Source organism: Luteimicrobium xylanilyticum (assembly GCF_009429125.1).
GTDB classification, from domain to species: Bacteria; Actinomycetota; Actinomycetes; order Actinomycetales; family Cellulomonadaceae; genus Luteimicrobium; species Luteimicrobium xylanilyticum.
This window is the reverse complement of the sequence record NZ_CP045529.1, coordinates 3,430,322-3,455,925: the sequence shown is the minus strand read 5'-3', so window position 1 is coordinate 3,455,925 and position 25,604 is coordinate 3,430,322. Positions and strand designations below refer to the sequence as shown.

At 72.8% G+C, this 25,604-nt stretch carries 25 protein-coding genes; 10 read left to right on the top strand and 15 right to left on the bottom strand.

Going from position 1 to position 25,604, the window contains the following annotated elements:
* Window positions 1–18 precede the first annotated feature (18 nt).
* Entirely contained in the window at window positions 19–1,734 is a 1,716-nt protein-coding gene (locus tag KDY119_RS15320; protein WP_051136295.1) for an MDR family MFS transporter, read from the bottom strand.
* Window positions 1,731–2,318 (bottom strand): MarR family winged helix-turn-helix transcriptional regulator, encoded by a 588-nt coding sequence (locus tag KDY119_RS15315; RefSeq protein ID WP_083890648.1) that lies wholly within the window; start codon window positions 2,316–2,318, stop codon window positions 1,731–1,733. The genes KDY119_RS15320 and KDY119_RS15315 overlap by 4 nt, the downstream gene beginning before the upstream one ends.
* A gap of 195 nt (window positions 2,319–2,513) precedes the next feature.
* On the opposite strand from KDY119_RS15315, the gene KDY119_RS15310 reads away from it, so the two are divergent.
* The 3 genes from KDY119_RS15310 (at window position 2,514) to KDY119_RS15300 (ending at window position 5,001) form a co-directional block, all read left to right on the top strand.
* Window positions 2,514–3,113: a hypothetical protein gene (locus KDY119_RS15310; RefSeq protein WP_036947437.1), complete on the top strand. Its 600-nt coding sequence runs from the start codon at window positions 2,514–2,516 to the stop codon at window positions 3,111–3,113.
* A gap of 253 nt (window positions 3,114–3,366) precedes the next feature.
* Window positions 3,367–3,990 carry a DUF47 domain-containing protein gene (locus KDY119_RS15305; RefSeq protein WP_036947436.1) on the top strand — a complete coding sequence of 208 codons (624 nt, stop codon included), beginning with the start codon at window positions 3,367–3,369 and terminating at the stop codon, window positions 3,988–3,990.
* 6 nt (window positions 3,991–3,996) lie between these two features.
* On the top strand, window positions 3,997–5,001 hold the full coding sequence (locus KDY119_RS15300) for an inorganic phosphate transporter (protein WP_036947435.1): 1,005 nt from the start codon (window positions 3,997–3,999) through the stop codon (window positions 4,999–5,001).
* A gap of 4 nt (window positions 5,002–5,005) precedes the next feature.
* On the opposite strand, the gene KDY119_RS15295 is transcribed toward KDY119_RS15300, so the two are convergent.
* Entirely contained in the window at window positions 5,006–5,509 is a 504-nt protein-coding gene (locus KDY119_RS15295; protein WP_051136294.1) for a GNAT family N-acetyltransferase, read from the bottom strand.
* A 2-nt stretch (window positions 5,510–5,511) separates the two neighbouring features.
* The gene (locus tag KDY119_RS15290) at window positions 5,512–6,039 is read right to left on the bottom strand and encodes a MarR family winged helix-turn-helix transcriptional regulator (protein ID WP_051136293.1); all 528 of its coding nucleotides are present in this window, start codon (window positions 6,037–6,039) and stop codon (window positions 5,512–5,514) included.
* A 106-nt stretch (window positions 6,040–6,145) separates the two neighbouring features.
* Between KDY119_RS15290 and KDY119_RS15285 the strand changes: the two genes are divergently transcribed.
* Entirely contained in the window at window positions 6,146–6,778 is a 633-nt protein-coding gene (locus KDY119_RS15285) for an FMN-dependent NADH-azoreductase (protein ID WP_036947434.1), read from the top strand.
* Window positions 6,779–6,818: 40 nt separating this feature from the next.
* Here the strand turns inward: KDY119_RS15285 and KDY119_RS15280 are convergent, their stop codons facing one another.
* The 4 genes from KDY119_RS15280 to KDY119_RS15265 are packed head-to-tail and all read right to left on the bottom strand — an operon-like array spanning window position 6,819 to window position 13,232.
* Window positions 6,819–7,376 carry an AAA family ATPase gene (locus KDY119_RS15280; protein ID WP_036947433.1) on the bottom strand — a complete coding sequence of 186 codons (558 nt, stop codon included), beginning with the start codon at window positions 7,374–7,376 and terminating at the stop codon, window positions 6,819–6,821.
* Window positions 7,377–7,379: 3 nt separating this feature from the next.
* Window positions 7,380–8,489, bottom strand: a complete 1,110-nt coding sequence (locus KDY119_RS15275) for an NUDIX hydrolase (protein ID WP_322619621.1) — start codon at window positions 8,487–8,489, stop codon at window positions 7,380–7,382.
* Window positions 8,486–10,825 (bottom strand): RNA degradosome polyphosphate kinase, encoded by a 2,340-nt coding sequence (locus KDY119_RS15270; RefSeq protein ID WP_036947431.1) that lies wholly within the window; start codon window positions 10,823–10,825, stop codon window positions 8,486–8,488. The genes KDY119_RS15275 and KDY119_RS15270 overlap by 4 nt, the downstream gene beginning before the upstream one ends.
* A gap of 46 nt (window positions 10,826–10,871) precedes the next feature.
* Window positions 10,872–13,232, bottom strand: a complete 2,361-nt coding sequence (locus tag KDY119_RS15265) for a hypothetical protein (protein WP_153022505.1) — start codon at window positions 13,230–13,232, stop codon at window positions 10,872–10,874.
* Between the two features lie 154 nt (window positions 13,233–13,386).
* Between KDY119_RS15265 and KDY119_RS15260 the strand changes: the two genes are divergently transcribed.
* The 3 genes from KDY119_RS15260 (at window position 13,387) to KDY119_RS15250 (ending at window position 14,920) form a co-directional block, all read left to right on the top strand.
* A complete protein-coding gene (locus KDY119_RS15260; RefSeq protein ID WP_153022504.1) occupies window positions 13,387–13,947 on the top strand; it encodes a TetR/AcrR family transcriptional regulator in 561 nt (186 codons plus the stop codon).
* A 216-nt stretch (window positions 13,948–14,163) separates the two neighbouring features.
* On the top strand, window positions 14,164–14,514 hold the full coding sequence (locus KDY119_RS15255) for a DoxX family protein (RefSeq protein WP_085997975.1): 351 nt from the start codon (window positions 14,164–14,166) through the stop codon (window positions 14,512–14,514).
* Window positions 14,515–14,518: 4 nt separating this feature from the next.
* Window positions 14,519–14,920, top strand: coding sequence for a hypothetical protein (locus KDY119_RS15250; protein ID WP_036947428.1), 402 nt, complete (start codon window positions 14,519–14,521; stop codon window positions 14,918–14,920).
* A 14-nt stretch (window positions 14,921–14,934) separates the two neighbouring features.
* On the opposite strand, the gene KDY119_RS15245 is transcribed toward KDY119_RS15250, so the two are convergent.
* A complete protein-coding gene (locus tag KDY119_RS15245) occupies window positions 14,935–15,483 on the bottom strand; it encodes an Lrp/AsnC family transcriptional regulator (protein WP_051136291.1) in 549 nt (182 codons plus the stop codon).
* A 130-nt stretch (window positions 15,484–15,613) separates the two neighbouring features.
* On the opposite strand from KDY119_RS15245, the gene ald reads away from it, so the two are divergent.
* Entirely contained in the window at window positions 15,614–16,714 is a 1,101-nt protein-coding gene (gene ald, locus KDY119_RS15240; RefSeq protein WP_036947427.1) for an alanine dehydrogenase, read from the top strand.
* A 60-nt stretch (window positions 16,715–16,774) separates the two neighbouring features.
* On the opposite strand, the gene KDY119_RS15235 is transcribed toward ald, so the two are convergent.
* From KDY119_RS15235 to KDY119_RS15220, 4 genes are all read right to left on the bottom strand, one after another.
* Window positions 16,775–18,328, bottom strand: a complete 1,554-nt coding sequence (locus KDY119_RS15235) for a glycoside hydrolase family 68 protein (RefSeq protein WP_083890748.1) — start codon at window positions 18,326–18,328, stop codon at window positions 16,775–16,777.
* Window positions 18,329–18,817: 489 nt separating this feature from the next.
* Window positions 18,818–20,482, bottom strand: coding sequence for an acetolactate synthase large subunit (locus KDY119_RS15230; RefSeq protein ID WP_036947426.1), 1,665 nt, complete (start codon window positions 20,480–20,482; stop codon window positions 18,818–18,820).
* 11 nt (window positions 20,483–20,493) lie between these two features.
* Complete coding sequence (locus KDY119_RS15225; RefSeq protein WP_153022503.1) at window positions 20,494–21,501, bottom strand: AEC family transporter; 1,008 nt, start codon at window positions 21,499–21,501, stop codon at window positions 20,494–20,496.
* Window positions 21,502–21,505: 4 nt separating this feature from the next.
* Window positions 21,506–22,345 carry an aldo/keto reductase gene (locus KDY119_RS15220; protein ID WP_036947425.1) on the bottom strand — a complete coding sequence of 280 codons (840 nt, stop codon included), beginning with the start codon at window positions 22,343–22,345 and terminating at the stop codon, window positions 21,506–21,508.
* Window positions 22,346–22,502: 157 nt separating this feature from the next.
* Here KDY119_RS15220 and KDY119_RS15215 point away from each other — a divergent pair, with 157 nt between their 5' ends.
* On the top strand, window positions 22,503–23,045 hold the full coding sequence (locus KDY119_RS15215) for a TetR/AcrR family transcriptional regulator (protein WP_194174251.1): 543 nt from the start codon (window positions 22,503–22,505) through the stop codon (window positions 23,043–23,045).
* A 17-nt stretch (window positions 23,046–23,062) separates the two neighbouring features.
* Here the strand turns inward: KDY119_RS15215 and KDY119_RS15210 are convergent, their stop codons facing one another.
* Window positions 23,063–24,004, bottom strand: a complete 942-nt coding sequence (locus tag KDY119_RS15210) for an aldo/keto reductase (protein WP_036947424.1) — start codon at window positions 24,002–24,004, stop codon at window positions 23,063–23,065.
* Between the two features lie 121 nt (window positions 24,005–24,125).
* The gene (locus KDY119_RS15205; RefSeq protein ID WP_036947423.1) at window positions 24,126–24,620 is read right to left on the bottom strand and encodes an Hsp20/alpha crystallin family protein; all 495 of its coding nucleotides are present in this window, start codon (window positions 24,618–24,620) and stop codon (window positions 24,126–24,128) included.
* Between the two features lie 357 nt (window positions 24,621–24,977).
* On the opposite strand from KDY119_RS15205, the gene KDY119_RS15200 reads away from it, so the two are divergent.
* Complete coding sequence (locus tag KDY119_RS15200; RefSeq protein ID WP_036947422.1) at window positions 24,978–25,565, top strand: TerD family protein; 588 nt, start codon at window positions 24,978–24,980, stop codon at window positions 25,563–25,565.
* Window positions 25,566–25,604: the final 39 nt, after the last annotated feature.

Below are 25,604 nucleotides of genomic sequence, written 5' to 3'. Positions count from 1 at the left end.
GGTGCTCGAACCGGGAGGTCAGGCCCGCGTCGCGCTCACGCGGCGCTCGTCCGGCTCCTCGGAGCTGGTCGGCGCGACGACCGACATCGCGGTGTCGAGCTCGGCGCGGTGCTCCGCCTCGGTCGCGGACCGCTCGCCGGCAGCGTCGGCGCCCTCCTGCAGGAGCTCGACGCCGGACTTGGTGCCGAGCGGGATCTCCTTGAGGAACACACAGGCGATCGCGGCGACGAGGGCCAGCGGCGCGGCGATGAGGAAGATCTCGGCGACCCCGTCGCCGTACGCCTTCTCGACGACGGTCGCGACCGGCGCCGGGAGCTTGTCGATCTCCGGCAGGGTGCCGCCGGAGCCGCCGGGCATCGTGATGCCGAGCTTCGTGAGCCCGTCGGCGATGGACGACGTGACCCGCGTGTTGAGCACGGCCCCGAGGACGGACACGCCGATCGCGCCGCCGAGGGTGCGGAAGAACGCGACGGACGCGGTCCCCGACCCGATCTCGTGGACGTCCAGGGTGTTCTGGACGGCGAGGACCAGGTTCTGCATGAGCATGCCGGTGCCCACGCCGATGACGAACAGGTAGACGCTGAGCGTCACGAAGCTGGTCCGGTAGTCGATCGTGCCCATGAGCAGCAGGCCGACGGTCAGCAGCACGCCGCCGGTGACCATGAACCACTTGTACCGGCCCGTGCGGGCGATGAGGTTGCCGATGACGAGCGAGGCGAGGAACACCCCGACCACCATGGGGATCGTCAGGAGGCCGGACTGCGTCGGGGTCTTCCCCTTGGCGATCTGGATGTACTGGCTCAGGAAGACGCTCGCGCCGAACATGGCGACGCCGACCGCGATGCTCGCGACGACGGCGAGCACGAACGTGCTGTTCTTGAACAGGTGCAGCGGGATGATCGCGTCGGTGCCCTCGTGCTTCTCGACGAGGATCGCGGCGACGAGGGCGACGACCGCCCCACCGACCATGGCGAAGGTCTGCCAGGAGACCCAGTCGAAGTTGCTGCCGGCGAACGTGACCCACAGGAGGAGGAGCGCCACGCCCACGGAGATGAGGGCCGCACCCCAGTAGTCGATCCGGGAGTCGCCCTTGGTGCGCTTGGGCAGGTGCAGCGTCTTCTGCAGGACGGCGATCGCGACGATCGCGATCGGCAGGCCGACGAAGAAGTCCCAGCGCCAGCCGATCGAGTCGGTCAGCGTGCCGCCGAGGATCGGGCCGCCGACCATGGAGACGGCCATGACGCCGCCCATGAGGCCCATGTACTTGCCGCGCTCGCGGGGCGAGACGATGTCCGCGATGAGGACGGTGCCGAGGGCGGTCAGACCGCCCGCGCCGACGCCCTGGAAGGCGCGGAACAGGATGAGCTCGCCCACGTTCTGGGAGAGCCCCGCAGCAGCCGACGACAGCACCGCGACGACCAGTGCGAGCTGGATGAGCAGCTTGCGGTTGGTCATGTCGGCGAGCTTGCCCCAGATGGGGGTGGTGATCGTCGTGGTGAGGAGGGTCGCCGTGACGACCCAGGTGTAGGAGCTCCCGGAGCCGTTGAGCTCGGAGACGATGCGCGGCAGCGAGGACGAGACGACGGACGTCGCGAGGAGCGCGACGAACATGCCGAGGAGGATGCCCGACATCGCCTCGAGGGTCTCGCGCCGGGTCATGGCCGGCTTCTCGCCCGGGCGCGCGGTGTCGGCGGGCGAGGCCCCCGACACGGCGGTTTCGGTGGTGGTGGTCATGCGGTGGTGCCCTTTCCGGTCGTGGCACGGTGGTCAGGGGTGTCGTGGTGTCGGACGACGCTGTCCGCGATCTTGCGGAGCTGCAGGACGGCGTCGTGCAGCTCGTCCGGGGACCAGTCCCCGAAGACGTGTCGGGCGCGGTCGCGCCAGGCGGCGAACGCCTCGGCGGCGAGCGCGCGCCCGCTGTCGGTGAGCGCGAGGGTCCGGGCTCGGCGGTCGTCCTCGTCGACGGCCCGCTCGACGTAGCCCTCCTTGACGAGCGCGCCGACCTGACGGCTCGCGACCGAGACGTCGATGCGCATCGCGTGGGCGAGGTCGCCGATCTGCAGCGGCAGCTCGTTCTTCTCGAGGATCCGCAGGACGGCGAGGCTCGACCGGGCGCAACCGAGGTCGCGCGCGGTCGCGGTCGCCGACTCGCGCTGGGCGCGGCCGAGCTCCTCGAGCGCGCTGATCAGCCCGTCGACGGTCGCCGCGTCGGCGCCGAGGCCGGGGATCCCGCGGCGCTCGGTGGTCGACGACGGCGGGTCCGTGGTCGATGCCGACGGAGCCTCGTCGGGGGCCCGGGTGGTGGTCAGGGTGGTCATGGTGTCGCCTGCTTTCCGGGAGGTCGGTGCCGTCCCGCAACATTTGCTCCGTGCAAGCATAGAACGCTTGCTTGCATCAAGCAACTAGAAGTTCCTGTGTCGCGCCGGTGCGTCGGTCGCGCGGCGCCGGCGTGCGACGCTGGAACCATGAGTCCCGCCCCCGACGAGCAGCCGCGCCGTCCCCGCCGGCCGGCCATGCTCGACCCCCGCGACGCCGACGAGATCCCCGGTGACCTCGACCCCGCCCTGCGTGACCAGGTCGCCCACACCACGGCAGCCGCGCTCGTCCGGGGCGCGCGGGAGACCGAGGATCCCGCCGTCGTCGACCGGCTCGTGCGGCTCGTCGAGCGCGAGGGCCTCGACGTCGTCGCCGGCCTGTGGTCGGACGCCGCGCCCGCGACCCTGCCGGGCGCCCTGTGGCGCCTCTACGCGCTGCGCGAGTGGGTCCGGCGCGACGGCGAGGTCGTCGCGCTGCGCTACCGGCTCGGCGTGCACGCCGCCCCCGTGGCCGAGGTCGTCGCGGGCGTCGCCAGCCCGCCCGGTCCCGACGAGGTGCGCCGTGTCGCCGACGACGTCCTCTCCGGCGTCTACACGGGCGACCTGGCCGTCGCGCTCGAGCGCGCCGCCGCGTTCTGCCGGATCCTCGCGATCGGAGCCACCCACGACGCCGACTCCCGCGAGGACGTCGACGCCGACTGGGCGCAGCGCCTGACCCGCGGCGCCGCGTCGCTCCAGCGCACCGCCGAGGAGCTCGAGCACAGCGCCTCGCTGTGGCGCCAGGGCCGGCTCGAGTGATCGGGCAGGATCGGGTTCAGGCCCCGGGCTCCCGTAGAATAGGGATCGCGACACCGGGTCGCGGCAGCCCCGGGCTCCACACTCAGCCGCTACGAGCGGCCTTCGCGCCGACAGGCGCTCCCGGCCCGGTGTCGCACTCACCAGCAGCGACACGCCCCGGTTATCAGACGCGTCGAGCGCTCCGTTACATTGGATCCGTCCTGCGGGGCCGCGACCCGCGCGCTGCCCCTCGCACCCCCCTCCGGAGCCCACCGTGCCCCTGCGCCTGACGCCGCGCGACACCACGTTCTTCGACCTCCTGACGGAGCTCGCCCAGCACCTCGTGACAGGGTCCAACCTGCTCGCCGAGATGCTCGGGGCCGACCGGCCCGAGCGCAAGGAGCTCGCCAAGCAGCTCAGCGAGGCCGAGCACGACGCCGACGAGTCGACGCACTCGATCATGCGCCGCCTCAACCAGACGTTCGTCACCCCGTTCGACCGGGACGACATCTACGAGCTGACGTCCGCGCTCGACGACTGCATGGACTACATGGAGGAGGCCGCGGACCTCATCGTCCTGTACCGGATCGGCGAGCTGCCCGCCCGCGTGTCCGACCAGGTCCAGGTCCTCCAGCGCGCCGCGGAGCTCACGGCCGAGGCCATGCCGCGGCTGCGCTCCAACCTCACGGACCTCGCCGAGTACTGGGTCGAGGTCAACCGCCTCGAGAACCAGGCCGACAAGGCGCACCGCAAGCTCCTCGCCGAGCTGTTCGACAACGTGTCCGACCCCATCGAGCTCATGAAGCTCAAGGAGGTCGTGGAGATCCTCGAGGCTGCGGCCGACGGTTTCGAGAAGGTGGCCAACACCGTCGAGACCATCGCGCTCAAGGAGTCCTGAGCCCCGGTGGAAGCGGCACTCGTCGTCGTCATCGTCGCGCTCGCCCTCGGGTTCGACTACACCAACGGCTTCCACGACGCGGCGAACGCGATCGCGACCTCGGTCTCGACCCGGGCGCTCACCCCGCGGATCGCCCTGACCATGGCCGCCGTCATGAACTTCGTCGGTGCGCTCCTCGGCACCGCCGTGGCGGAGACCATCGCGAAGTCGATCGTCGACCTCGGGGACGCGTCGAACAGAGAAGCGCTCACGGTCATCGTGTGCTCGCTCATCGGCGCGACCTGCTGGAACCTCATCACCTGGTGGTTCGGCCTCCCGTCGTCGTCGACGCACGCCCTCATCGGCGGGCTCGTCGGCGCGGGCATCGTGGGCGGCCTCGGCATCTACTGGATGAACGTGTGGGACAAGGTCGTCCTGCCGATGGTGTTCTCGCCGCTGGTCGGCTTCGTGCTCGCGTTCGCCGTCATGATCGGCGTCCTGTGGCTCCTGCGGAACGCGGCGCCCGCCAAGACCTTCCGCCGGTTCCGGCTCGCGCAGACCGTCTCGGCGTCCGCGATGGCGCTCGGCCACGGCCTGCAGGACGCCCAGAAGACCATGGGCGTCATCTACCTCGCGCTCCTCACCGTCGGGTGGGCGGACCCGGACGCCGGGATCCCGCTGTGGGTCAAGATCTGCGCGGCCAGCGCGATCTCGCTGGGCACCTACTCGGGCGGCTGGCGCATCATGCGGACCCTCGGTCGCAAGATCATCGAGGTCGACCCCGCGCGCGGGTTCGTCGCCGAGTCGGTGTCCGCGACCGTCCTGTACGTGAACGCGTTCGCGCTGCACGCCCCCGTCTCGACCACCCACACGGTCACGTCCGCGATCATGGGTGTCGGAGCGACGAAGCGGCTGAGCGCCGTGCGGTGGGGCGTCGCGAAGAACATCGCGCTCGCCTGGGTCCTGACCCTGCCCGCCGCGGCCGCCGTGGCCGCGCTGTTCTGCCTCGTCCTGCACCCGTTCCTGACGTAGCGGGTCAGCCGAGCCGGGCGCTCAGCAGGATGCCCGTGCCGCCGGCGAACGGCACCCCACGGAACGCCGCCCCGCGGACGACCTCCACGAAGCCCCACCGGGCGTGGAGCGCCAGCGAGGCGGCGTTCCGTGCGTTCGTGAAGTAGAGCGCCGTGTCCGCGCGCGCACGGATCCAGTCGAGGCGCGCCTGCGTGAGCAGGGTCCCCGCGCCGAGCCTCCGGGCCGCGGGCGTGACGGCGAGCCCGGCGAGGTAGTGGCCCGCGGGCGCGGGGCCGTCCGCGTCGGGGTAGTGGTGCGTCTTGGCCCAGCCGACGACGACGTCGCCCAGGACCGCGACGACGACCAGCCGGTCGGGGTCCGCGATCGCCTCGTGCAGCGCACGGGCGGCCCCGGGCGAGTCCGCCAGGCCGGCGTCGGCCTTGACGACGCTCACGGCCCCGACGTCGTCGGGCGTGGCCGCGCGGACGGTGACCGGGCGCGTCGGGTGCGCCGCTGCCGGTTCGAGCACGGTCAGCAGAGCGGGTCGGTCGGGCCCGCGCAGGGCGTCGGGCCGAGCGAGGCGGCGACGTCGGGGTCCGTCGCGCCGACGATCGCCCGGGCGGCGTCCCCGAGCTGGGCGAGCTGTTCGGGCGTCAGCGTGTCGACGACGAGCCTGCGGACCTCGCGCAGGTGGCCGTCCGCGACCGTGCGCAGGTGCTCCGCGCCGGCGGGGGTCAGGACGGCGTTCGTCCGTCGGCCCGCCTCGGTGCAGCTGACGCGCTCGACCCAGCCCGCGCGCTCGAGGCGCGTGACGGCGTGGGAGAGCCGCGACGCCGAGCCCTGGCTGCTGAGCGCGAGGTCGGTCATGGGCAGGACCCGTCCGGGGGCGGCGGCGAGCGCGGCGAGCACGTGGTACTCGTACAGGTTCATCCCGGCGTCGCGCTTGAGCTGGTTGTCGAGGGCTGTCGGGAGCGTCGCGAGGAGCGCGACCAGCGCCGTCCAGGCCTCGACCTGGGCGTCCGACAGCGCGGGGGCTGTCGGGGTCGCCTCGGTGCTCATGCCCTCGATCCTAACTGACTTGAACATTCAACTGCGATGTGCGTACTGTGCAACTTGAACATTCAATTCGATCGGGCCGCCGTGGCCCGGGGACCAGGAGCTCCTCATGAACGTCCTCCGCGTGGATGCCAGCATCCAGGGCCCGGCGTCGGCCAGCAGCGCGCTCGCCGACCTCGTGACCACCGAGCTCGTCGGCGCCCGGCCCGACGTCACCGTCGTCCGGCGCCACCTCGGCGCCCAGCCGCTGCCCGCCGACGCGTGGGCCACCGCGGTCGGGGCGGGCTTCACGCCCGAGGCTGACCGCACGCCCGAGCAGCGCGACGCCCTCGCCCTCGCCGGCGCCGTGGCCGAGGAGCTGCGCTCTGCCGAGGCCGCCGTCCTCGCTCTGCCGCTCTACAACTGGGGCGTCTCGCAGCACGTCAAGACGTGGATCGACCTCGCGATCGCGGGCGGCGGCGCGGGCACGCCCCTGCTCGAGGGGACCCCCACCGTGCTCCTCACGACCCGCGGCGGCTCCTACGCGCCCGGCACGCCCAAGGAGGGCTGGGACCACAGCATCGGCTATCTGCGCCGCATCCTCGCGGACGTCTGGAAGGCGGACCTGACGGTGATCGAGCGCGAGTTCACGCTCGTCGGCGTCAACCCCGCGCTCGACGAGTTCACCGAGGTCGCCACGCTCCTGAAGAAGGAGGCGGACGCGGCCGCCGTCGCCGCGGGGCGCGCGCTCGCCGCTCGGTGAGACGCCGGACCTGACCGCGTCGACGCGACGGCAGCGAGCGTCAGCCGGTGGGCCCGACGGCCGCCGCCAGTCGCGCGAACGTCGCGTCGACGTCGCCCGGCACGGTCACCAGCCGGTGCGTCCCGGGCCGCGTCGCGACGAGGGCGTCGACCCCGGCTGCCAGCGCTCGTACGCGTTCGACGGTCGGCGGCCCCTCGAGCGCCGACCACGGGTCTGCGCCGTCGTCGGAACCGGAGGCCGCGACGCGGGCGGCCAGCCGGGCCACGAGATCCTCAGGGTCGGCCGTGAGCACGACCTCGACGAACCGCGCGCCGGTGGAGCCGCACGAGGCGTCCAGCGCCTCGACGAGATCCGGCCGTGCGAGGAGCTGTGGCACGACGACGTCGCCACCGGCCCGCAGCTGCGCCTCCGCGGCGCCGAGCGCGACCAGGCGAGCCCGGCGCCCCGCCGCGAGGACGTCGTCCCGCCAGGCGCCGAGCGTCGAGCGCAGCCGGTCGAGGTCGAGCACCAGCGAGAGGGGGCGCGAGTCGGCCCACCGGCGGGCGAGCACCGACTTCCCGGTTCCGGGCGCGCCGTTCAGCAGGAGGAGCGTCGGCACGCGTCAGAGCGCCGGCGTGATCGTCTCGGCCGCGACGACGCGCGGACCCTTCGACGTCAGCCCGACGTGCGCCACGAGCGCCTCGCCGGGCTCCAGGTACGGGTCCTTGCGGGGCAGCGCGTCCGCGACGTTGCGGCCCGTGTGCTCGGACAGGACGTCGAGGACGGTGGGCAGCACGGGCCGGTGGGTGCAGAGCACGGACGTCTCCTCGGCCTCGAGGAGCTCCCGGACGGTCGCCGCCACGCGCGCAGGCGACCTCTCGTGCTGGGCCTCGGTGAGCCGGCCGTGCCGCCGCGTCTCGAGCCCCGACGCGTCTGCGTACGGCGCGACCGTCTGGGCGCAGCGCGTCCACCGGCTCGTGACGACGTCGCGCACGCCGTAGGCCGCCAGGACGGGCACGAGCGCCGCGGCCTGCGCCCATCCGGTCGGCGTGATCGGTCGGGCGTGCTCCTTGCCCGCCCACTGGGCCCGCTGGACGGCGCTGCCGTGGCGGGCGACCACGACGGCATGCGTCGAGAGCCGGCCGTGCGCGTGCGCGTCGAGCAGCGCGACGAGCGGCTGACGGTCCGCGGTGCGGGTCAGGCGCCGCGCGGCCTCCTCGACGCCCAGCCACTCCTTGTGGTCGATCTCGTGCTTGTCGACCGGCGCGACCGGGTGGCGGGCACGCAGCGCGGGGCCGTCGGCGTCGGAGGCCGTCTGCGCGGCCCAGTAGTGCACCCGCTTCACGCGTCCGTCGGGCACGAGGTACTGCAGGCCGGGCAGGGGCTGCCCGAGCACGACGGCGAGGCCTGTCTCCTCCTGGACCTCGCGCACCGCCGTGGTCGCGCGCGACTCGCCCGGGTCGACCTTGCCCTTGGGCCACGACCAGTCGTCGTACCGGGGCCGGTGCACCAGGAGCACCTGCAGCTGGTGGTGGCGCTCGCGCCACACGAGCGCTCCCGCGGCCTCGATCAGCCTCGACCTCGCCCGGGGGAGCGTGCGGTGCTGCGTCATCTCGACCGGGTTGAGGACCGCCGGCCGCCGGGACGTGGCCTTGCTCGGCTTGGGCGAGTCGTAGGGCGTCGCGAGCACGGTGCCCGCGGCTCCGACCGCCTGCTCCGACCCGTGCGTCACGAACCGACCGCCCGCGCCGACGACAGCTGGGCGCGCTGGCGTGCGATGAGCACGTCCTGCAGGTCGGCGAGCGGCTCACCCGCCTCGCCCCGGTCGTGCCGCACCCACGTGCCGTCGGGCTGCAGGTGCCAGCTGCTGGTCGTGTCCGCCATCGAGAGCTCGAAGAGCTCGAGCAGCTCGTCGAGCTGGCTCGGGTCGGTGAGGCGGACGAGCGCCTCCACGCGGCGATCGAGGTTGCGGTGCATGAGGTCCGCGGACCCGATGAAGATCTCCGGTCCGGGCGCTGCGCCGTCGGACGTCCCGGTGACCGCGGGCTCGTCCGCCGGCTGGCCCGACGAGTTCGCGAACGCGTAGATGCGCGAGTGCTCCAGGTACCGGCCGAGGATCGAGCGGACCCGGATCGTCTCCGACAGCCCGGGCACCCCGGCGCGGAGCGCGCAGATGCCGCGCACCACGAGGTCCACCGGCACGCCCGCCTGGGACGCGCGGTAGAGCGCGTCGATCGTGGCCTCGTCGACGATCGAGTTCACCTTGATCTTGATCCACGCCTCGCGGCCCTCGAGCGCGGCGCGGCGCTCGCGCTCGATCCGCTCGACGAGCCCGAGACGCACCGCCCGGGGCGCCACGAGCAGCCGGTGGAACGTCGAGCGCGGCGCGTAGCCGGAGAGCTGGTTGAACAGGCGCGTGAGGTCCTGCCCGACGTCGGGGTCGCACGTGAGCAGCCCGAGGTCCGTGTACAGGCGCGCGGTCTTCGGGTTGTAGTTCCCGGTGCCGACGTGGCAGTAGCGACGCAGCGAGCCGTCGGGCTCCTGCCGGACGACGAGCGCCAGCTTGCAGTGCGTCTTCAGGCCGACGATCCCGTACACGACGTGCACGCCCGCCTGCTCGAGCTTGCGCGCCCACGAGATGTTGGCCTGCTCGTCGAACCGCGCCTTGATCTCGACGAGCGCGAGCACCTGCTTGCCCGCCTCGGCCGCGTCGATGAGCGCGTCCACGATGGGGGAGTCGCCGGACGTCCGGTAGAGCGTCTGCTTGATCGCGAGCACGTGCGGGTCCGCCGCGGCCTGCTGGACGAACGTCTGCACCGACGTCGAGAACGAGTCGTACGGGTGGTGGAGCAGGATGTCCTGCTCGCGGATCGCCGCGAAGATGTCCGTCGGCATCGCGGACTCGACCTCCGCGAGCAGGCGGTGCGTCGTCGGGACGAACCTCGGGTAGTGCAGCTCGGGGCGCTCGAGGTCCGCGATGACGTTGAGACCCGTGAGGTCGAGGGGCGCCCGGAGCGTGTAGACCTCCGACGCGTCCATCCCGAGCTCCCGGATCAGCAGCTCGCGGATGCGGGGGCTGATGCCCTCGGCCAGCTCGAGCCGCACCGGCGGCCCGAAGCGGCGTCGCAGCAGCTCCTTCTCCATGGCCTTGAGGAGGTTCTCGGCGTCGTCCTCCTCGACCTCCACGTCCTCGTTCCGGGTGACGCGGAACGTGTGGTGCTCGAGCACGTCCATGCCGGGGAAGAGGTGGTCGAGGTGCTGGCCGATGACCTCCTCGATCGGCACGAACGACGTCGGCCCCTTCTCCGGGTCCGCGGTCTGCGTGCTCGGCGCCGACGGGCGGCCGCGTGCGTCGACGGCGATGAAGCGCGGCAGCAGCGGCGGCACCTTGACCCGGGCGAAGTGCTCCTTGCCCGTCGTGGGGTTCACGACGACGACCGCCAGGTTCAGCGAGAGCCCCGAGATGTACGGGAACGGGTGGGCCGGGTCGACTGCCAACGGCGTCAGGACCGGGAAGATCTGCTTGCGGAAGTACTTGCGCAGCCGGTCCTGCTCGTGGTCGGACAGCTCGTCCCAGTGCACGAGCGTGATGCCCTCGCCGTCGAGCGCCGGCTGCACCTGCTCGCGGAACACCCGCGAGTGCTGGGCCATGAGCGCGTGCGCGTGCTCGCTGATGGCCTCCAGCACCTGGTGCGGGGACAGGCCCGACGCCGCCGTCATGGCGATACCCGTCGCGATGCGACGCTTCAGCCCGGCGACCCGGACCATGAAGAACTCGTCGAGGTTCGACGCGACGATCGCCAGGAAGCGCACCCGCTCGAGCAGGGGCAGCGAGTCGTCCTCGGCGAGCTCCAGGACGCGGCGGTTGAACGCCAGCCAGCTCACCTCGCGGTCGAGGAAGCGGTCGTCCGGCAGGTCGGGGAGCACCGCGGGCCCCTGCCCGTCGTCGGCCCCGGGCAGGCCGGCGAGGGCATGGCCGCGCACGTCGTCGGAGATGTGCTCCGCGATGTGCGCGGCCAGCTCGGGGTCGAGAGTGGCTTGCGTGCCGCCGGCGTTGCCCTCAGTCATGACCTCATGGTGGCACTGAATCGTGAACGCCGGGTGACTCAGGTGCTCAGTACTCGTCGACCGGCACGACCTTCCCGTCGACGACCGTGTAGGTGGCGCGGTCGTCGAGGGAGGTCGCCTGCCACGTCTTGTGCTCGGTCTTGGTGCGGTAGTGCTCCTCGCTCTTCGGGAGCGTGTAGGCGTAGCTGGCCTCGCCGCCGGTCGACTCGACCGTGATCCGGCCCGGCTCCCACTCCGAGGCCGACGCCGTCACGGACGGCTTCGTGGCCACGAGCCAGTGCCCGTCCTGGGCGTCGTCGGCCCAGACGAAGGCGTCGTTCGGGCAGCCGTCCGGCTCGGCCTCGGTGGACGCGAAGCACACGTCGAGCCGCGCGCTCTCCTGCTTCTCCGCCTCGCGCAACGCGGCGTCCGTGACGGTGTAGGTGAGCGTGCGGTCCTCGCGCGAACCGGAGCCGAAGCCCGTGTCGCGCCCCTCGTCCCCCGTGACGAGGTAGGTGACGGTCGACGCCGCGAGGTAGGGGCCGGCGTCGGGCAGGGTGACCGTCCACCGGCCCGGCAGGAGCGCGAGCCGGGGGTCGTCCGGGTCGACCTGCGTCTTGTGCCCGTCCACGAGGATCGTGACGGGGTTCGCGGCGGCGTCGTCGCCAGCGCCCGCGTCCCCGCTCGCGACGACCTGACCGAGGTCGAGCGACACGCTCGGCACGTCGGGGGCGTCCAGGACCCAGTGGTCGAAGACGACGTCCTCGTGCCCCTCCTTGTGGAGCGACAGCGTCTGGGTGGTCTTCGTGCCCCCGACGTCGAACGCCACGGTCACCGCGGCCGAGTCGCCGTCGACGTCGACGTGGCGCACGCGGACCGACGAGGGCCGGTCCGCGACCTTCCCGTAGACGGCGTCGGTGAGCAGCGCCCGGCGGTCCTTCTCGAGGTCCGGGTCGGCGACCGCGAACGCCGTCGACGGCTTGCCGTCGCGCAGCGCCTCGACGTACGCGAGGGCCACGTGCTCGGGACCGTGGGCCGCGCCGTTGACGACGTTCCGGGCGACCACGGCGCCGCCCACGACGAGCACGAGCCCGCCGGCCGACGCGAGCGTGATCACCGCGGCCCGCCTCGACACGGGCAGGCGCGGCGCTGCGCCGGCAGCGTCGGCGTCGGCGCCGCTCGGTCGACCGGATGCCAGCGCCGGGACGATCGTGCGGGCGAGGACCTCCGCGAGGCCGCCCCAGAGCGCCGCCACCACGAACGTCCACGGTGCGAGGATCGCGTGCCCCGAGCCCGACACCGAGACCAACGCGTCCACGTGCACGGTGGCGCGTCCGCCCGCGAGCAGCGTCGTCGCGAGCGAGCCGACGGCGAGCACCGTCGGGGTGGCCCAGGCGCTGCGCCAGTGCCCGGGTGCCACGTGACGTGCGAGCAGGACGGCGGTCGCGGCCGTGCCGGCCAGCACGGCGAGGAACAGGAGCCACAGCAGGCCGGGCGTGCCGTCCGAGAAGAGCGAACCCGTCGCGGAACCGCCCGACCCGAACATCGAGCCCGAGAGCTCCAGGCCGCCGAAGCCGCCCAGCCCGAGCCCGAGCGCGGCGACGTTGACGCCGAGCAGCGACCCGACCAGGAGCGCCGCGCCGACTCCCTGTTCCGCGGCGAGCCACACCAGCGCCCCGAGGGCCACCAGCACACCGGCCGCTCCGTAGCCGAGCGCGGCCGCGACCGTCGCGCGCCGCAGGGCCGGGTGCAGGGGCAGTCCTAGTCGGCGCAGGTCGAGGTGCGGGCGTCCGGCAACCGTGCGCGTCGCCGCGCCGGCGGCGGCCCCGAGGGTCCCGATCACGAGCCCGCCGAGGAGCGTGAGGAACGGGTTGGCGTGGATCGAGGCGCCACCGGACTCGTCGGACGCGCTCACGCGGAACACGGCCGCGAGGATCGCGGCCCCGACCCCGAGGACGCCGCCCGTCACGAGCGACGTCGTCCACGCGTCCCGGACGCTCGTGACGCGGACCGGGCGCCACAGGCTCCAGCCCCACACACCCGCGAAGGCGAGGAGCGTCAGCCAGAGCGGCGTCACGACGAGCGTCAGGCCCCCGCCGGCCCCGTCGCCGCTGCCGGAGACGTCGAGCGTGCCGAAGAGGCCCGTGGACGCGAGCACGAACGGAGCCGCGAGGTTGCTCGCCCCGCCGCCGAGACCGCCGTCGGACCCGGACCCGCCCCACGACGTGAGCGTCCCGACGACGGTCGCGACGATCCCGCCGCACAGCGCGGCGGCGTAGCCGATGCCGGCGCGGGCTGCGGCGCCCGTGACCTGGTCGCGGTCGAGCGGTGCCGCGCCGGGTGCGGCGGGGGGCTGCGCAGGCGCCTGCTGTGGCGGGGCCGGGGCCGGCGGCGCGGGCGGCGTAGGCGGACTGGTCGGGTCGGTCATGGTGCTCCCTGCTCGGCGGGGGCGCACTCAGGCTGCGTCGACGCAGGTGGGACGGCGTGGCCCCCGGGTGCGCCGTCCGACGCGCACAGTGAACCAGGAGGAGGGGACGGCGGTGACCGCTGTCCACAGGCTGTGCGGTGCTTGACTTGGCGGTGTGACCCCCTATCACCACGGCAACCTGCGGGCGGCGCTGCTCGAGGAGGCGCGGTCGCTCGTCGCCGAGGAAGGCCCCGGCTCGTTCACGCTGCGCGAGCTCGCGCGCAGGCTCGGCGTCTCCCACGCCGCGCCCGCGCACCACTTCCCGGACAAGCGCGCGCTGCTGACGGCGCTCGCGACCGAGGGCTTCGAGCGCCTCGCGACCGAGCTGCAACGGGCCCAGGGGGACGGCCTCGTCGAGCTCGGGCTGGTGTACGTCCGGGTCGCGGCCGACCATCCGGCGGACTTCGCGGTGATGTTCCGGACCGACCTCCTCGACCCCGACGACGCCGCGCTGCGGGCCGCGGGCGAACGGGCCCGGGCGGCGCTGCGGGAGGGCGTCCGGCGGGCGCACGGCTCGCAGGACGCCGCGCTCGAGGTCGCGGCGTGGTCGGTCGTGCACGGGCTCGCGGCGCTCCGGGCGAGCGGGGCCCTCGCCGGCGAGCCCGCGGCGTCGGGCGAGGCGGGGGCGCGGGCGGCCCTCGAGCGGTTCGTGGCCGGGGCTCGCCAGAGCTCATGATCTTGTCAGCGGACAGATGCGTGTCCTACGATCTTTACGCTGTCAAGATCGGGGGAGTCGTGGAACCGTTCGTCGCACTCGTCGTCGTCACCGCCGTGGCCTGGGGGATCGCGGTCCGCACCGGCCGCACCCGGCGTGAGGTCCTCGCGCTCGCGCTCCGCTGGGGCGTCGGCGTCATGTTCGCCATGACGGGCGTCTCGCACTTCGTCGGCATGCGTGCCGACCTCGTCGCGATGGTGCCCGACTTGGGCGCCCGCGCCCGGTCTGCTGGTCACGCTCACCGGCGTCCTCGAGCTCGCAGGAGCCGCAGGGATGCTCGTCCGGGCGCTCGTGCCGTGGGCCGGGCTCGGCCTGAGCGCCCTGCTCGTCGCGCTGTTCCCCGCCAACGTGCACCTCGCGCTCACCGGCGACGACCTCGCCTGGTGGGACGAGCTCGTCCCGCGCACGTTCATGCAGGGGGTGTTCCTCGCCGCCACCGTCACCGTGACGGCGCTCGGCTTCGCGGCCCGTCGCCGCGGTCCCACGGCGCGGCCGGCGCCCGTCGACACGGCACGCCTGGCACCATGAGCACGTGACCCGCCCCGCGCGCACCGTCGCCCGGCTCGAGACGAGCCTGACCCTGGCGCGGGCCGCGTCCGACAGGCGGTCGTACTCCGTCTCCGCGCGGCTCGACGCCGTCCTCGACGACGACCACCGCGTGGTCCTGCTCGACGACCGCGGCTGGAGCACGGCCGGCCCCGTGGGAACGGGTGAACGCCTGGACCTGGCCGAGCTCGAGGAGACCGCGCGCGTCGTCGTCGGGCCGGACGAGCCCGCGCACGGGCGCACGCACGAGGAGGAAGCCCGGCTGCACTGGTCCGCGCTCGCGGACGTCCTCGCCGGCGCGGGAGTCGCCTCGACCGGCGCCGAGCTCGCCCGGCTCCCGCACGGCGTCGTGCTCGACGAGCGGCTGCTCGCGCGCGTCCGGCGCTGACGCCCGGGCCCCCGTCAGCCCAACGGTCCCCGGAGCTCGTCGAAGCCGTCCGCGTCGGCCCAGTGGTCGAGCCCGCGCAGGTGGTCGAAGACGATCTGCGTGTGCGTCGACGCGACCACCGGGTCGCTCGACAGCGGGCCCGCCACGAAGTCGCGGAGCTGCTCGGGCGACGTCGTCACGACCCGCACGAGGAAGTCGTCCTGGCCGCCCACGAAGAACACGTCGAGCACGTTCGGGTGGCCGACCATCTTCGCGGCGAACGTCTTGATGACCGTGCGTGCCTGCGCACGCAGCCGCACCGAGATGATGGCCTGCAGGGGCAGCCCGACGGCGCGGTAGTCGACGTCGGCGTGCGAGGGCCCGAGCACCCCGGCCTCGCGCAGCGCGCGGACCCGGGCGTGCGCGGTCGACGGAGCGACGTGCACGCGCTCCGCGAGCGCCGCGTTGGTCACGTCCGCGTCCCGGGCGAGCTCCCAGAGGATCTGCTCGTCCAGCTCGTCGAGGCCGGGCGTCGGCCGAACTCCTGAACGCTGCTGCGCTGCCTCGGCGCGTCGTCTCGGCATCTTCTGCGCTCCTAGGGCCGTGGCTCGAAGAATCTTCGTCCCAGCCGCTCCGGACGGGACGTTCTTCCTAGTGTGGCGCGTATCACGGCGAGTGTCCGGCAGGATGACCGGGCCCGGAGAAGGAGCGGTCATGCGCATCGGAGTACCCACGGAGGTCAAGGACCACGAGGGCCGCGTCGCCCTCACGCCCGCGGGCGCGCTCGACCTCGTGCGCAGCGGCCACGAGGTCACCGTCCAGCGGGGCGCCGGGCTGGGCTCCGGCCTGCCCGACGACGCCTACACGGCCGTCGGCGCCAGTCTCGGCTCCGTGGACGACGCGTGGGGCGCCGAGCTCGTGCTCAAGGTCAAGGAGCCCGTCGCCGCCGAGTACGGCTTCCTGCGCCCGGACCTCGTGCTGTTCACCTACCTGCACCTCGCCGCGGACCTGCCGCTCGTCGACGCGCTCGTCGGCGCCCGCACGACGGCGCTCGCGTACGAGACCGTCCAGCTCCCCGACGGCAGCCTCCCGCTCCTCGCACCGATGAGCGAGGTCGCGGGGCGCATGGCGGTCGTCGCCGGGGCGTACCACCTGCTCGGCGCGCAGGGCGGCTCGGGGACGCTGCTCGGCGGGGTCCCCGGTGTCCGTCCCGCACACGTCGCGGTGCTCGGTGGCGGGACCGCCGGCCTCGAGGCGGCGCGCCAGGCCGTGGCGCTCGGCGGCCGGACGACCGTGCTCGACCTCTCCCTGCCGCGCCTGCGGGAGATCGACGCGATGTTCCAGGGCCGCGTCGCGACCGTCGCGTCGAGCACGTACGAGGTCGAGCGGACCCTGCTCGACGCGGACCTCGTCGTGGGCGCCGTGCTGGTCCCCGGCGCGCGGGCGCCCCGGCTCGTGCGCCACGAGCTCGTGGCCCGCATGAAGCCGGGGAGCGTGCTCGTCGACATCGCGATCGACCAGGGCGGCTGCTTCGAGGACTCGCACCCGACGACGCACGCCGACCCGACCTTCCGCGTCGAAGGATCGCTGTTCTACTGCGTCGCCAACATGCCCGGCGCCGCGGCGTCGACCGCGACGCCGGCCTTGACCAACGCGACCCTGCCCTACGTGCGCGAGCTCGCCGACCGCGGCTGGCGTGCCGCCGTCGCCGACGACCCCGCGCTCGCGCACGGGCTCAGCACGGTCGACGGCGAGGTCGTCCACCCAGCCGTGGCGGCCGCCGTCGGGCGGAGGGGCACCGCCGTCCCGGCCTGATGCCGACGCACGACGCACGACGCCCGGGCCCGCTGTCCAGCGGGTCCGGGCGTCGGCCCCTCAGTAGTTGATCGGAGTCGTCCGGTTCGCCGGGATGTCCCCGTACGCCCCCAGGCCCCGGTGGCCGTAGGTCCGGTCGACGGCGGTCGTCGCGCCGCTGATCTTCAGCTTGACGGTCGGGGCGAGCGAGCCACCGCGACGGAAGCTGTCCGGCGTCCCGATGGAGTCGATGAACGACTCGACGAGCCCTCCCGGCTGCACATAGTGCGAGTAGGACTGGTACGCGTACGGGCTCTGGTTGTAGTCCGGCGCGTAGGGCGTGCCCGGCGCGAAGTTGAGGTTGGTCGGGTTGCCCAGCGCGAGCCCCGAACCGCGGTTCAGGGGCTCGAAGTCACTGCGCACGCCCTTGCCGACGAACCCGTAGACGCCGTCCGGACCGTCGAGCCCGTGAGCGTACGTCGAGCGGTGGCTGATGGTGAAGAGGTAGTACTTCCCCCCGCTGATGTAGATCTGCGGCCGCTCCATCTGGTCCGTCACGCAGTTCGCAGAGAGGAGCGGGGCGAGGAAGTGCCACTTGGTGAGCGACTTGTTGTCCGCCACGGCGAGCCCGATGTTGCCCATCTGGTACTGCGCCCCGTCGTCCATCACGGTCTGCAGCGACTCCTTGTAGGGGTCGCGGGGGTCGTAGCCCAGGTCGGCGCCCGTGCAGGCGCGGTCGCCCCGCTGCACTGCGGTGTTGCCCTCGAAGACCATGAAGGTCTTGCCGGGATGCCGGGGGTCGGTGAACGTGAACGGGTCACGGAAGTTCACGTACGGGTTCTGCTGGTTGTCCTGGTAGTAGTTCCCGTCCGGGACCAGGAGCTGCTTGTGCTTCCCGAACCCGGTGAACCAGACGCCGCGAGCGTCGGCGTGGATCTTCCCGAGGGAGGTCGTGATGCGCGGGTCGTACGGCTTGCGGTCTGTGCCGTCAGCGTTGCGGTAGAACGCGACGTCCGTGTAGAACAGCTGGACCTTCCCGCCCGTGAAGATGCGGGTCGAGCCCGACCACTCCGTCTGGGACGAGAAGCTCTTGTCGGTGAAGATCTGGGCGGACGCTCCGTCGGGGACGAGGTGGCCGCCGTACTTCCACCCGCCGTTCGCCGGACGCTGCGACGCGGGGACGCCGGCCTTCCGGTAGAAGTATCCGATCCGGGCGTGCGTGTGCCGCTCGTCGAACGAGTACCCGGCGTCGCGGTCGGCGACGAGCGAGAAGATGACCTCCCAGCCTCGGTAGCTGATCTGGTTGGACCGAGCGTCCGTCAAGGTCCAGGTGTCCCAGACCCAGACCCGCTTGTTCGTGTCCGGGAAGGACTGCGGTATGGCGGGCATCGTGTACCGCGCGGGCAGCGAGCTCTGGCGGGACGGTGCTGTCGGGTCGGACATCGCCTTGATCTGCATGGCGTCGGCCCGCGTCCAGCGGGAGGTGAACTCCGCGTAGGGGCTGAACGCGCGCTGGCTGTGGGTCGTGGGGTTGGCGAACCCCGGGGTTCGCGTCTCGAACCGCGGCGTCTGGAGGACGTGTGCGGATCCGGGTCGCGGGTCGTGCGGGCCGGCGGCCTGAGCGACACCTGTCATGGAGCCGGTCAGTGCCAGCGCGCTGACGGCTGCCGCGGCCGCAAGACGGCGTCGGCCCTGATGCCGTATGACGTGCGGGCGCGTCGACGCGCCCATCGGTGAGTGGTTCACGACGAATCTCCTTGGTCTTTCGATTCGTCGCGGGCCGGACCCGGCGGATTCCCCTCCGGCGAGCATGCGTACCTTGTGGCGCGGCTGTCAAGGCGCTGTGACCGCTTGCCTACGGGTGCACGCCTGCCCACAATGGCTCGATCGGGCCGATCCCTGGTTCGGCCAGCAGCACCGCTCCGGCGGCATCGGTGGTGAGAGCAACGGTGGAACGGTCGTCCGACGACGGGCGACCTGCGAAGGGGGCAGCAAGGCGTCGCGGGCCCGTGCTGACAGGGTCCGGACGGAACGGAAGCGGGGGCGTCGGCCCCCGGTCGTGGGTCGACCCGGCGGACTCCCCCCGGACGGGTCGGCTGGCAGGAGACGGCGGCGACGTCGCGTTCAGAGTGCGACCGTGAGCTCGCCCAGACGATCGGTCAGGGCAAGGTTCTCGCGGTAGTCGACCGGGCACGCGATCACGTGCACCCCGCCGTCGGCGAGCGCTTCCCGGAGGGTGGGCGCAAGCTGCTCGGCGGCCGTGATCCGGTGGCCCTCCGCGCCGAAGGAGCGGGCGTAGGCGACCAGGTCCGGGTTCGTGAAGTCGACGTCGTCGTGGCGACCGAGCTCCATATCCATCTTCCACTTGATGAGGCCGTACGCCTCGTCCACCCAGACGAGCGCCACGAGCGGCACCTGCTCGCGGACCGCGGTCTCGAGCTCTTGCGAGTTCATCAGGAAGCTGCCGTCGCCCATCGTCGCGAGGACGCGTCGTCCGGGGAGCGCGAGCGCGGCGCCGATCGCGCCGGGCAGCGTCCACGCCATCGTCGACAACCCGTTGGAGATCACGCAGGTGTTGGGTTGCTGCGTGGGGTACAGGCGCGCCATCCACATCTTGATCGCGCCCGTGTCCGTGAGCACGACGTCGTCGTCGTCGAGCGCCGCGCGGATCTCGTGCACGATCCGCTGAGGCTTGAGCGGGAAGGAGTCGTCGACGGCGCCCTGGCGCAGCTCGTGCTCGAGCAGACCCTGGATCGGTGCGTCGGTAAACGAGAACTTCGGCAGCCCCGCTTCGCGGACCGCGGCAGTGAGTGCCTGGAGCGAGGCCGCGACGTCGGCCTCGATGTTCACGGCGATCTGGTAGTCGGCATCCTCGTCCTGGGCGAACCTGTTGATGTGGACGATGGTCTTGTCGCCGTGCGGGTTGATCCGGACGGGCGCGAACTCCTGGAGCTCGTAGCCGACCGCGAGGACCACGTCGGCCCGGTCGAAGGCGAAGTTCTCGTAGTCGTGGCGCATGAAGCCCACGACGCCGAGCGCGTTCGGGTGCGAGTCGGGGATGACCCCCTTGGCCTGGAACGTCGTCGCCACCGGCAGGTTGAGCTCTTCGACGAGGGCACGGAGCTCCGGCCCCGCGTGCCCCCGCACCGCGCCGTGGCCCGCGAGGACGACGGGGTTGCGGGCAGACCGCAGCACGTCGGCCGCGGCACGGACCTGGACCGGGTCGGGCGCCGCGTGGTGGGTGGGGCGGGCGGCCAGCGGCGTGAGCCCGGCCGGGACCGGCATCGCCTCGACGTCCTGGGGGAGCGCGAGGTAGGTGGCCCCCGGGCGCTCGGCCTGTGCGAGGTCGAAGGCCTTGCGCAGCATCTCGGGCACCGCTTCCGGTCGCTCCACCGTGTCGGCCCACTTCGTGACGGGCGTGAACATCGCCTCGAGGTCGACGATCTGGTGCGACTCCTTGTAGTTGCGGTCGAGGCCCACCTGCGCGGAGATCGCGACGACGGGGACCGAGTCGGTGGTCGCGTCGGTGACCCCGAGCAGGAGGTTGATCGCCCCGGGACCGAGCGTGGCCGTGCAGACGCCTGCGCGGCCCGTCAGGCGGCCGTAGACGTCGGCCATGAACGAAGCGCCCTGTTCGTGGCGGACGAGGACGAAGCGGAGGCCGGGATGGTCGGAGATCGCCTGGACGAGGCGGATGTTCTCCTCCCCGGGGATCCCGAAGACGGTGTCGACACCTTCTTCGTGGAGGGTCTCGGCCACGAGCTGGGCGACGGTGCGTTCGGAGGGCATGGTGCTTCCTCTCAGCGGGTGAGTGCGATGAAGCCGGCCATCGTCGCGACGGAGGCGACGGTCGAGATGAAGAGCACGGACGCCATCTGGCGCTCGGCCCGGTGGTACTGGACGGCGAGGATGACGCAGATGGACGCCGTCGGGATCGCCATCGCCAGGACGCTCGCCTCACGGTTCTCGTGGCTGAAGCCGAGGAGCGCGGTGAGGCCGAGGACGAGGGCGGGGATCACGAGGTTGCGGCACGCCACGGCCCAGCCCACCGGCGCGGTGAGGCTGACGCGCTGCGCGTACAGGACGAGGCCGGAGGCGAAGAGTGCGACGCCGCCCGTGGCCTGGCCGAGGAGAGCCAGGGACGAGGTCACGGCGTGGGGGAGCGACCACCCGGCGAGCACCAGGACGAGCGCTGCGAGGGGCGCCCACACGACCGGCTCGCGCAGGGCCGCGAGCACGTGACCGCCCGCCCCGGCGGCCGGCTTCGGTGCACCCGCGGTGCCACGAGCCGCGGCCGGCGCGGGCGACGCGGACGCCGGGGCCGATGCTCGAGCCCGGGTCGAGGCCGAGTGGGCGACCGACAGCATCACGAGCGCCGCGGGGACCTGGACGAGGTTCATGGTGAGGCTCGCGACCGCGATGGGGACGGTCGCCTGCGCCGAGCCGAGCAGCGTGCCCAGCACCGGGGTGCCGACGAAGGGGACCGCCGGGCCGCCGATCGCCAGGCCCCAGAGCGCGGCCTCGCCCAGGTCTCGGTGCAGGACGACCCGGGTGACCACGACCACGACCACGAACGCGACCACCATCGTCCCGGCCACCATCCCCGCCATCGGCAGGTCGGAGACGAGCGACGAGCGCGAGACCGTGACCATGCCCGCGAAGAGGCTGAGCGGCAGGGCGTAGAGCATGACCATGCGGTTGAGGATCGGCGCCTGGTCCGCGGAGAAGTCGTGGTGCCACCCGGCGAAGAAGCCGAGCAGGAGGGTCAGGACGATCGGGAGGAGCGCGGTCGCGAGCGTGCTCGCCATGACTTCACAGCTCTTCGTAGACGGCGGGGTCCTGGTTCGCCGTGCGACCGTCGGGACGTCCCAGCGCGGTGATCCGGGCGACCTCGTCCTCGTCGAGGACGAGGTCGGGCGCAGCCAGGTTGTCGCGCTGCCTCTCGGGGCTGCTGGCCTTGGGGAGCGGGATGGCCCCGACGGCGACGTGCCAGGCGAGGACCGTACGGACGGGGCTGGCGGCGTGCGCTTCCGCGATCTCGCCGATCACCGGGTCGTGGAGCATCTCGCTCGCGCGGCCGAGGGGGCTCCAGGCCTCGGTGAGGATTCCGAGCGCACGGTGGTGGGCGAGGAGCTCCGTCTGGGGGAAGTACGGGTGGAGCTCGATCTGGTTGACGCTCGGGCGGACCCCGGTCGCGCGTTCGACCGCCTCGAGGTGCTCCGGCAGGAAGTTCGAGACGCCGATCGCGCCCACGAGGCCGCGTTCACGCGCTTCGACGAGCGCCTCCCACGCCTCCACGTACTTGCCGATGCGCGGGTTCGGCCAGTGGATCAGGTACAGGTCCACGCGCTCCAGCCCGGTGCGGTAGACGCTCTCCTCGATCGTCGCGAGGGCGTCGTCGTGGGCGTGGTGGCGGCCGGGGAGCTTCGAGGTCACCACCACCTGGTCCCGCGGCACGTTCGTCTCGCGGACGGCGCGTCCGACGGCCCCCTCGTTCTCGTAGCCGACCGCCGAGTCGAGGAGCGTGTAGCCGTTCGCGAGCGCGGTGCCGACCGTGCGTGCCCCGGCCTGGCCGCGGAGCTGGTAGGTCCCGAAGCCGATCGCGGGCAGCGTGAGGCCGTCGTGCGAGGTGCGGGTGAGGGCGGATGTCATGAGCGTGGCTCCTTCGGGCGGCGTGCCGAGGTCGTTATAGTGAACACTGTGTACTCGATATCTTTAACGGTACGACGTGTCCACTAAAGCGCAAGCCCCCGACCCCGCGCCCCGGCGCGGTCGCGGGCGCCCCCGTGACGACCAGCTCCGTGCGCGGGTGCTGCAGACCGCCGCCGATCTCGCTGCTCAGAGCGGCATCGACGTCACGTTCGAGCGCATCGCACGCGAAGCAGGTGTGAGTCGCACCACCCTCTACCGGTGGTGGGACTCTCCCCAGGTCCTGCTGCTCGACGCACTGCTCGACGGCGCACGTTGGACGATCGAGGTGAGTGCGGGGGAGGAGACGGTCGCCCGCCTGCGCCGGCACCTGGTCGACGGCGCACGAGTACTCTCGGACGCCGCGACCGGCGCTCCGCTGCGGGCGCTGGCCGCCGGCGCCCTCACCCGCGAGGACGTGCGGCACGCGTTCTTCGACCACTGGCTGGCGCCGCGCCGCGCCGCTGCCGCCACGATCCTGGACGAAGGCGTCGCGCGCGGGGAGGTTCGGCCCGACGTCGACGTCGAGGTCGTCGTCGATCTTCTCTTCGCACCGCTGTACCACCGCGCGTGGCTCACGCGGGCACCGCTCGACGAACAGGTCGTCGACGAGATCCTCGCGCTCGTCCTGCCGTCGACCACCCCGCCGGCCGCCGGCCCGTAGGGGCGTTTACGGGCGCCTCACGCCAGCGGCGGGGTGGCTCCCGACAGCTGCGCGAGCTCGTCGTCCGACAGCTCGACGCGCGCGGAGGCGAGCAGCGCTTCCACCTGCTCGACCGTGCGGCCGCTCGCGATCGGCGCGGCGACGACGTCCTGCTGCCGCAGCCAGGCGAGCGCGACCGCGGCGACGCTCGTCCCGTGGGCCGCGGCGACGTCGTCGAGCACGGGCAGGAGGGCGAGCGCGCGAGGGTCGTCGAGGTACTTCCCGGCGGCGTGGGCGCGCGCCGACTCCACGTTCGCCCCCGGGCGGTACTTGCCGCTGAGGAACCCGGACGCGAGCGAGGAGTAGGGCGCCTCGACGACGCCGAGGTCGCGGAGCGTGGGGACCAGCTCGTCCTCGATGCCTCGCTCGACGAGCGACCAGCGGTCCTGCGCGACCGTGAACGGGGTCAGGCCCTCCGTCTCGGCGATCTTCGCGGCGGACACGAGCCGGTCCGCGGTGAAGTTCGACGCCCCGAGCTCGCGCACCTTGCCCTCGCGGACGAGCGCGTCGAACGCCGCGAGGTACTCCTCCTGCGCGACGTCGGCGTCGTCGCGGTGGGCGTAGTAGAGGTCGAGACGGTCGGTCCGCAGGCGGCGCAGCGAGTCCTCGACGGCGGCCCTGATGTTCGCGGGGGACAGGCCGGGGCGGGCAGCGAGCGAGTAGACCTTGGTGGCGATCTCGACGCGGTCCCGGTTGCCGCGGGACACGAGCCACTCGCCGATGATCGCCTCCGACTCGCCGCCGGAGTTGCCCGGGACCCAGGCGGGGTAGACGTCGGCCGTGTCGATCGACCGCCCGCCGCCGTCGACGAACGCGTCGAGGACGCGGAACCCCTCGTCCCGGTCGGTGGTCCAGCCGAAGACGTTGCCGCCGAGGACGAGCGGGCCGAAGGTGAGCTGCGTGCGCGTGGGCTGAGTCATACTCCTGGCAACCACGCGACCGGGGCGACGTTTCCCGCGGGGGCGCGGGTCGTCGTGTGTCGTGCGTCACACGGCGAGGGCCCGGCCGGCACGCCTACCGGGCCCCCGCGACGTCGGGCGGTCAGGCCTGGGCCTCCTCGGCGCTCTCCTCGGGAGCGGTCTCCGCGTGCTCGACGACGGGCGCGGGGCCCGACTCGACGGTCACGCGGTGCGTGGCCGGTCCGGCGAGCACGCCGCCGACCGTGACGGTGAGGACGCCGGCGTCGTACCGGGCGGACACGTCCTCGCCCGACGCGGTGCGGGGCAGCGTGACGACGCGGCGGAACGATCCGTAACGGGTCTCGCGGACCCGGGCCCCCTCCGCGCTGCCCGTCCGGGTGTCCTTGCGCTCGCCCGACACGACGAGCCGGCGGCCCTGGACCTCGACCGACACGTCGCTCGCCGGGTCGACGCCCGGCAGGTCGAAGCGGGCGACGAGGTCGTCGCCGTCGCGGTAGACGTCCGCGGCGGGGGAGAAGCCGGTCTCGGGCCGGGCGGCCGGACGTGCGGTGCGGGTGGTCCACAGGTCCCGGACCAGCCGGTCGACGTCGGTGAAGCCGGTGCGTGTGGTGGTCATGGTGGTCTCCTTCGTGCTGGGGGCCCGGTGGTCCCCGTCTGACCAGCACAACCTTGAGCCGAGGCCGCTCAATCCCGGTTCGTGTACGCCCAGGACGAACGTGCCTGGTGCGCAGGTCGGAGTCTGCCAACCTCCGTCTGGGCGCCCGTTGACCTGGGCTAGGAGAACGTCGGGAGAAAAGTCACCCAGAAAGCGGATATGACGGACGATCTGTCCTTGTGACGGTTACGACCCTGCTGGTACGTTGAGCGACCACTAGGGGGGAACGCCGGAGACAGGTGCTTCGCGCGGTTTGCCGCGTTCGCGTCCCGCCCTTCTCGAGCGAGACCGACGCCAGGCGTCAGACGGAGGACCAGCATGGCCGTGAACCTTGCCAAGGGCGGCAACATCTCCCTCGACAAGGTCGCACCCGGCCTGACCCACGCGGTCGTCGGGCTCGGCTGGAACCCGCGCGTCACCGACGGCGTCGACTTCGACCTCGACGCCTCCGCGATCCTCGTCGACGCGAACGGGCACGCGCTCTCCGACGAGCACTTCGTCTTCTACAACAACCTGCAGGACCCGAGCGGCGCCGTCGTGCACCAGGGCGACAACCGCACCGGCGCGGGCGACGGAGACGACGAGCAGATCACCCTCGACCTCGCCGCCGTCGAGCCCGGTGTCGCGCGCGTCGTGTTCCTCGCGAGCATCCACGACGCCGACCGGCGCGGCCAGAACTTCGGGCAGGTCTCCGACGCGTACATCCGCGTCTTCGACGGCGACGACCCGACCGACGACTCCAAGGTCGTCGTGTTCGACCTCGGTGAGGACGCCTCGACCGAGACGGCGCTCGTGTTCGGCGAGGTCTACAAGCACGGCGGCGACTGGAAGTTCCGCGCGATCGGGCAGGGCTACTCGTCCGGCCTCGCAGGCGTGATCCGGGACTACGGCCTCCAGGCCGGCTGACCCCCCGCCGCCGCCTCACCACCCGTTCCACCGTCGCCG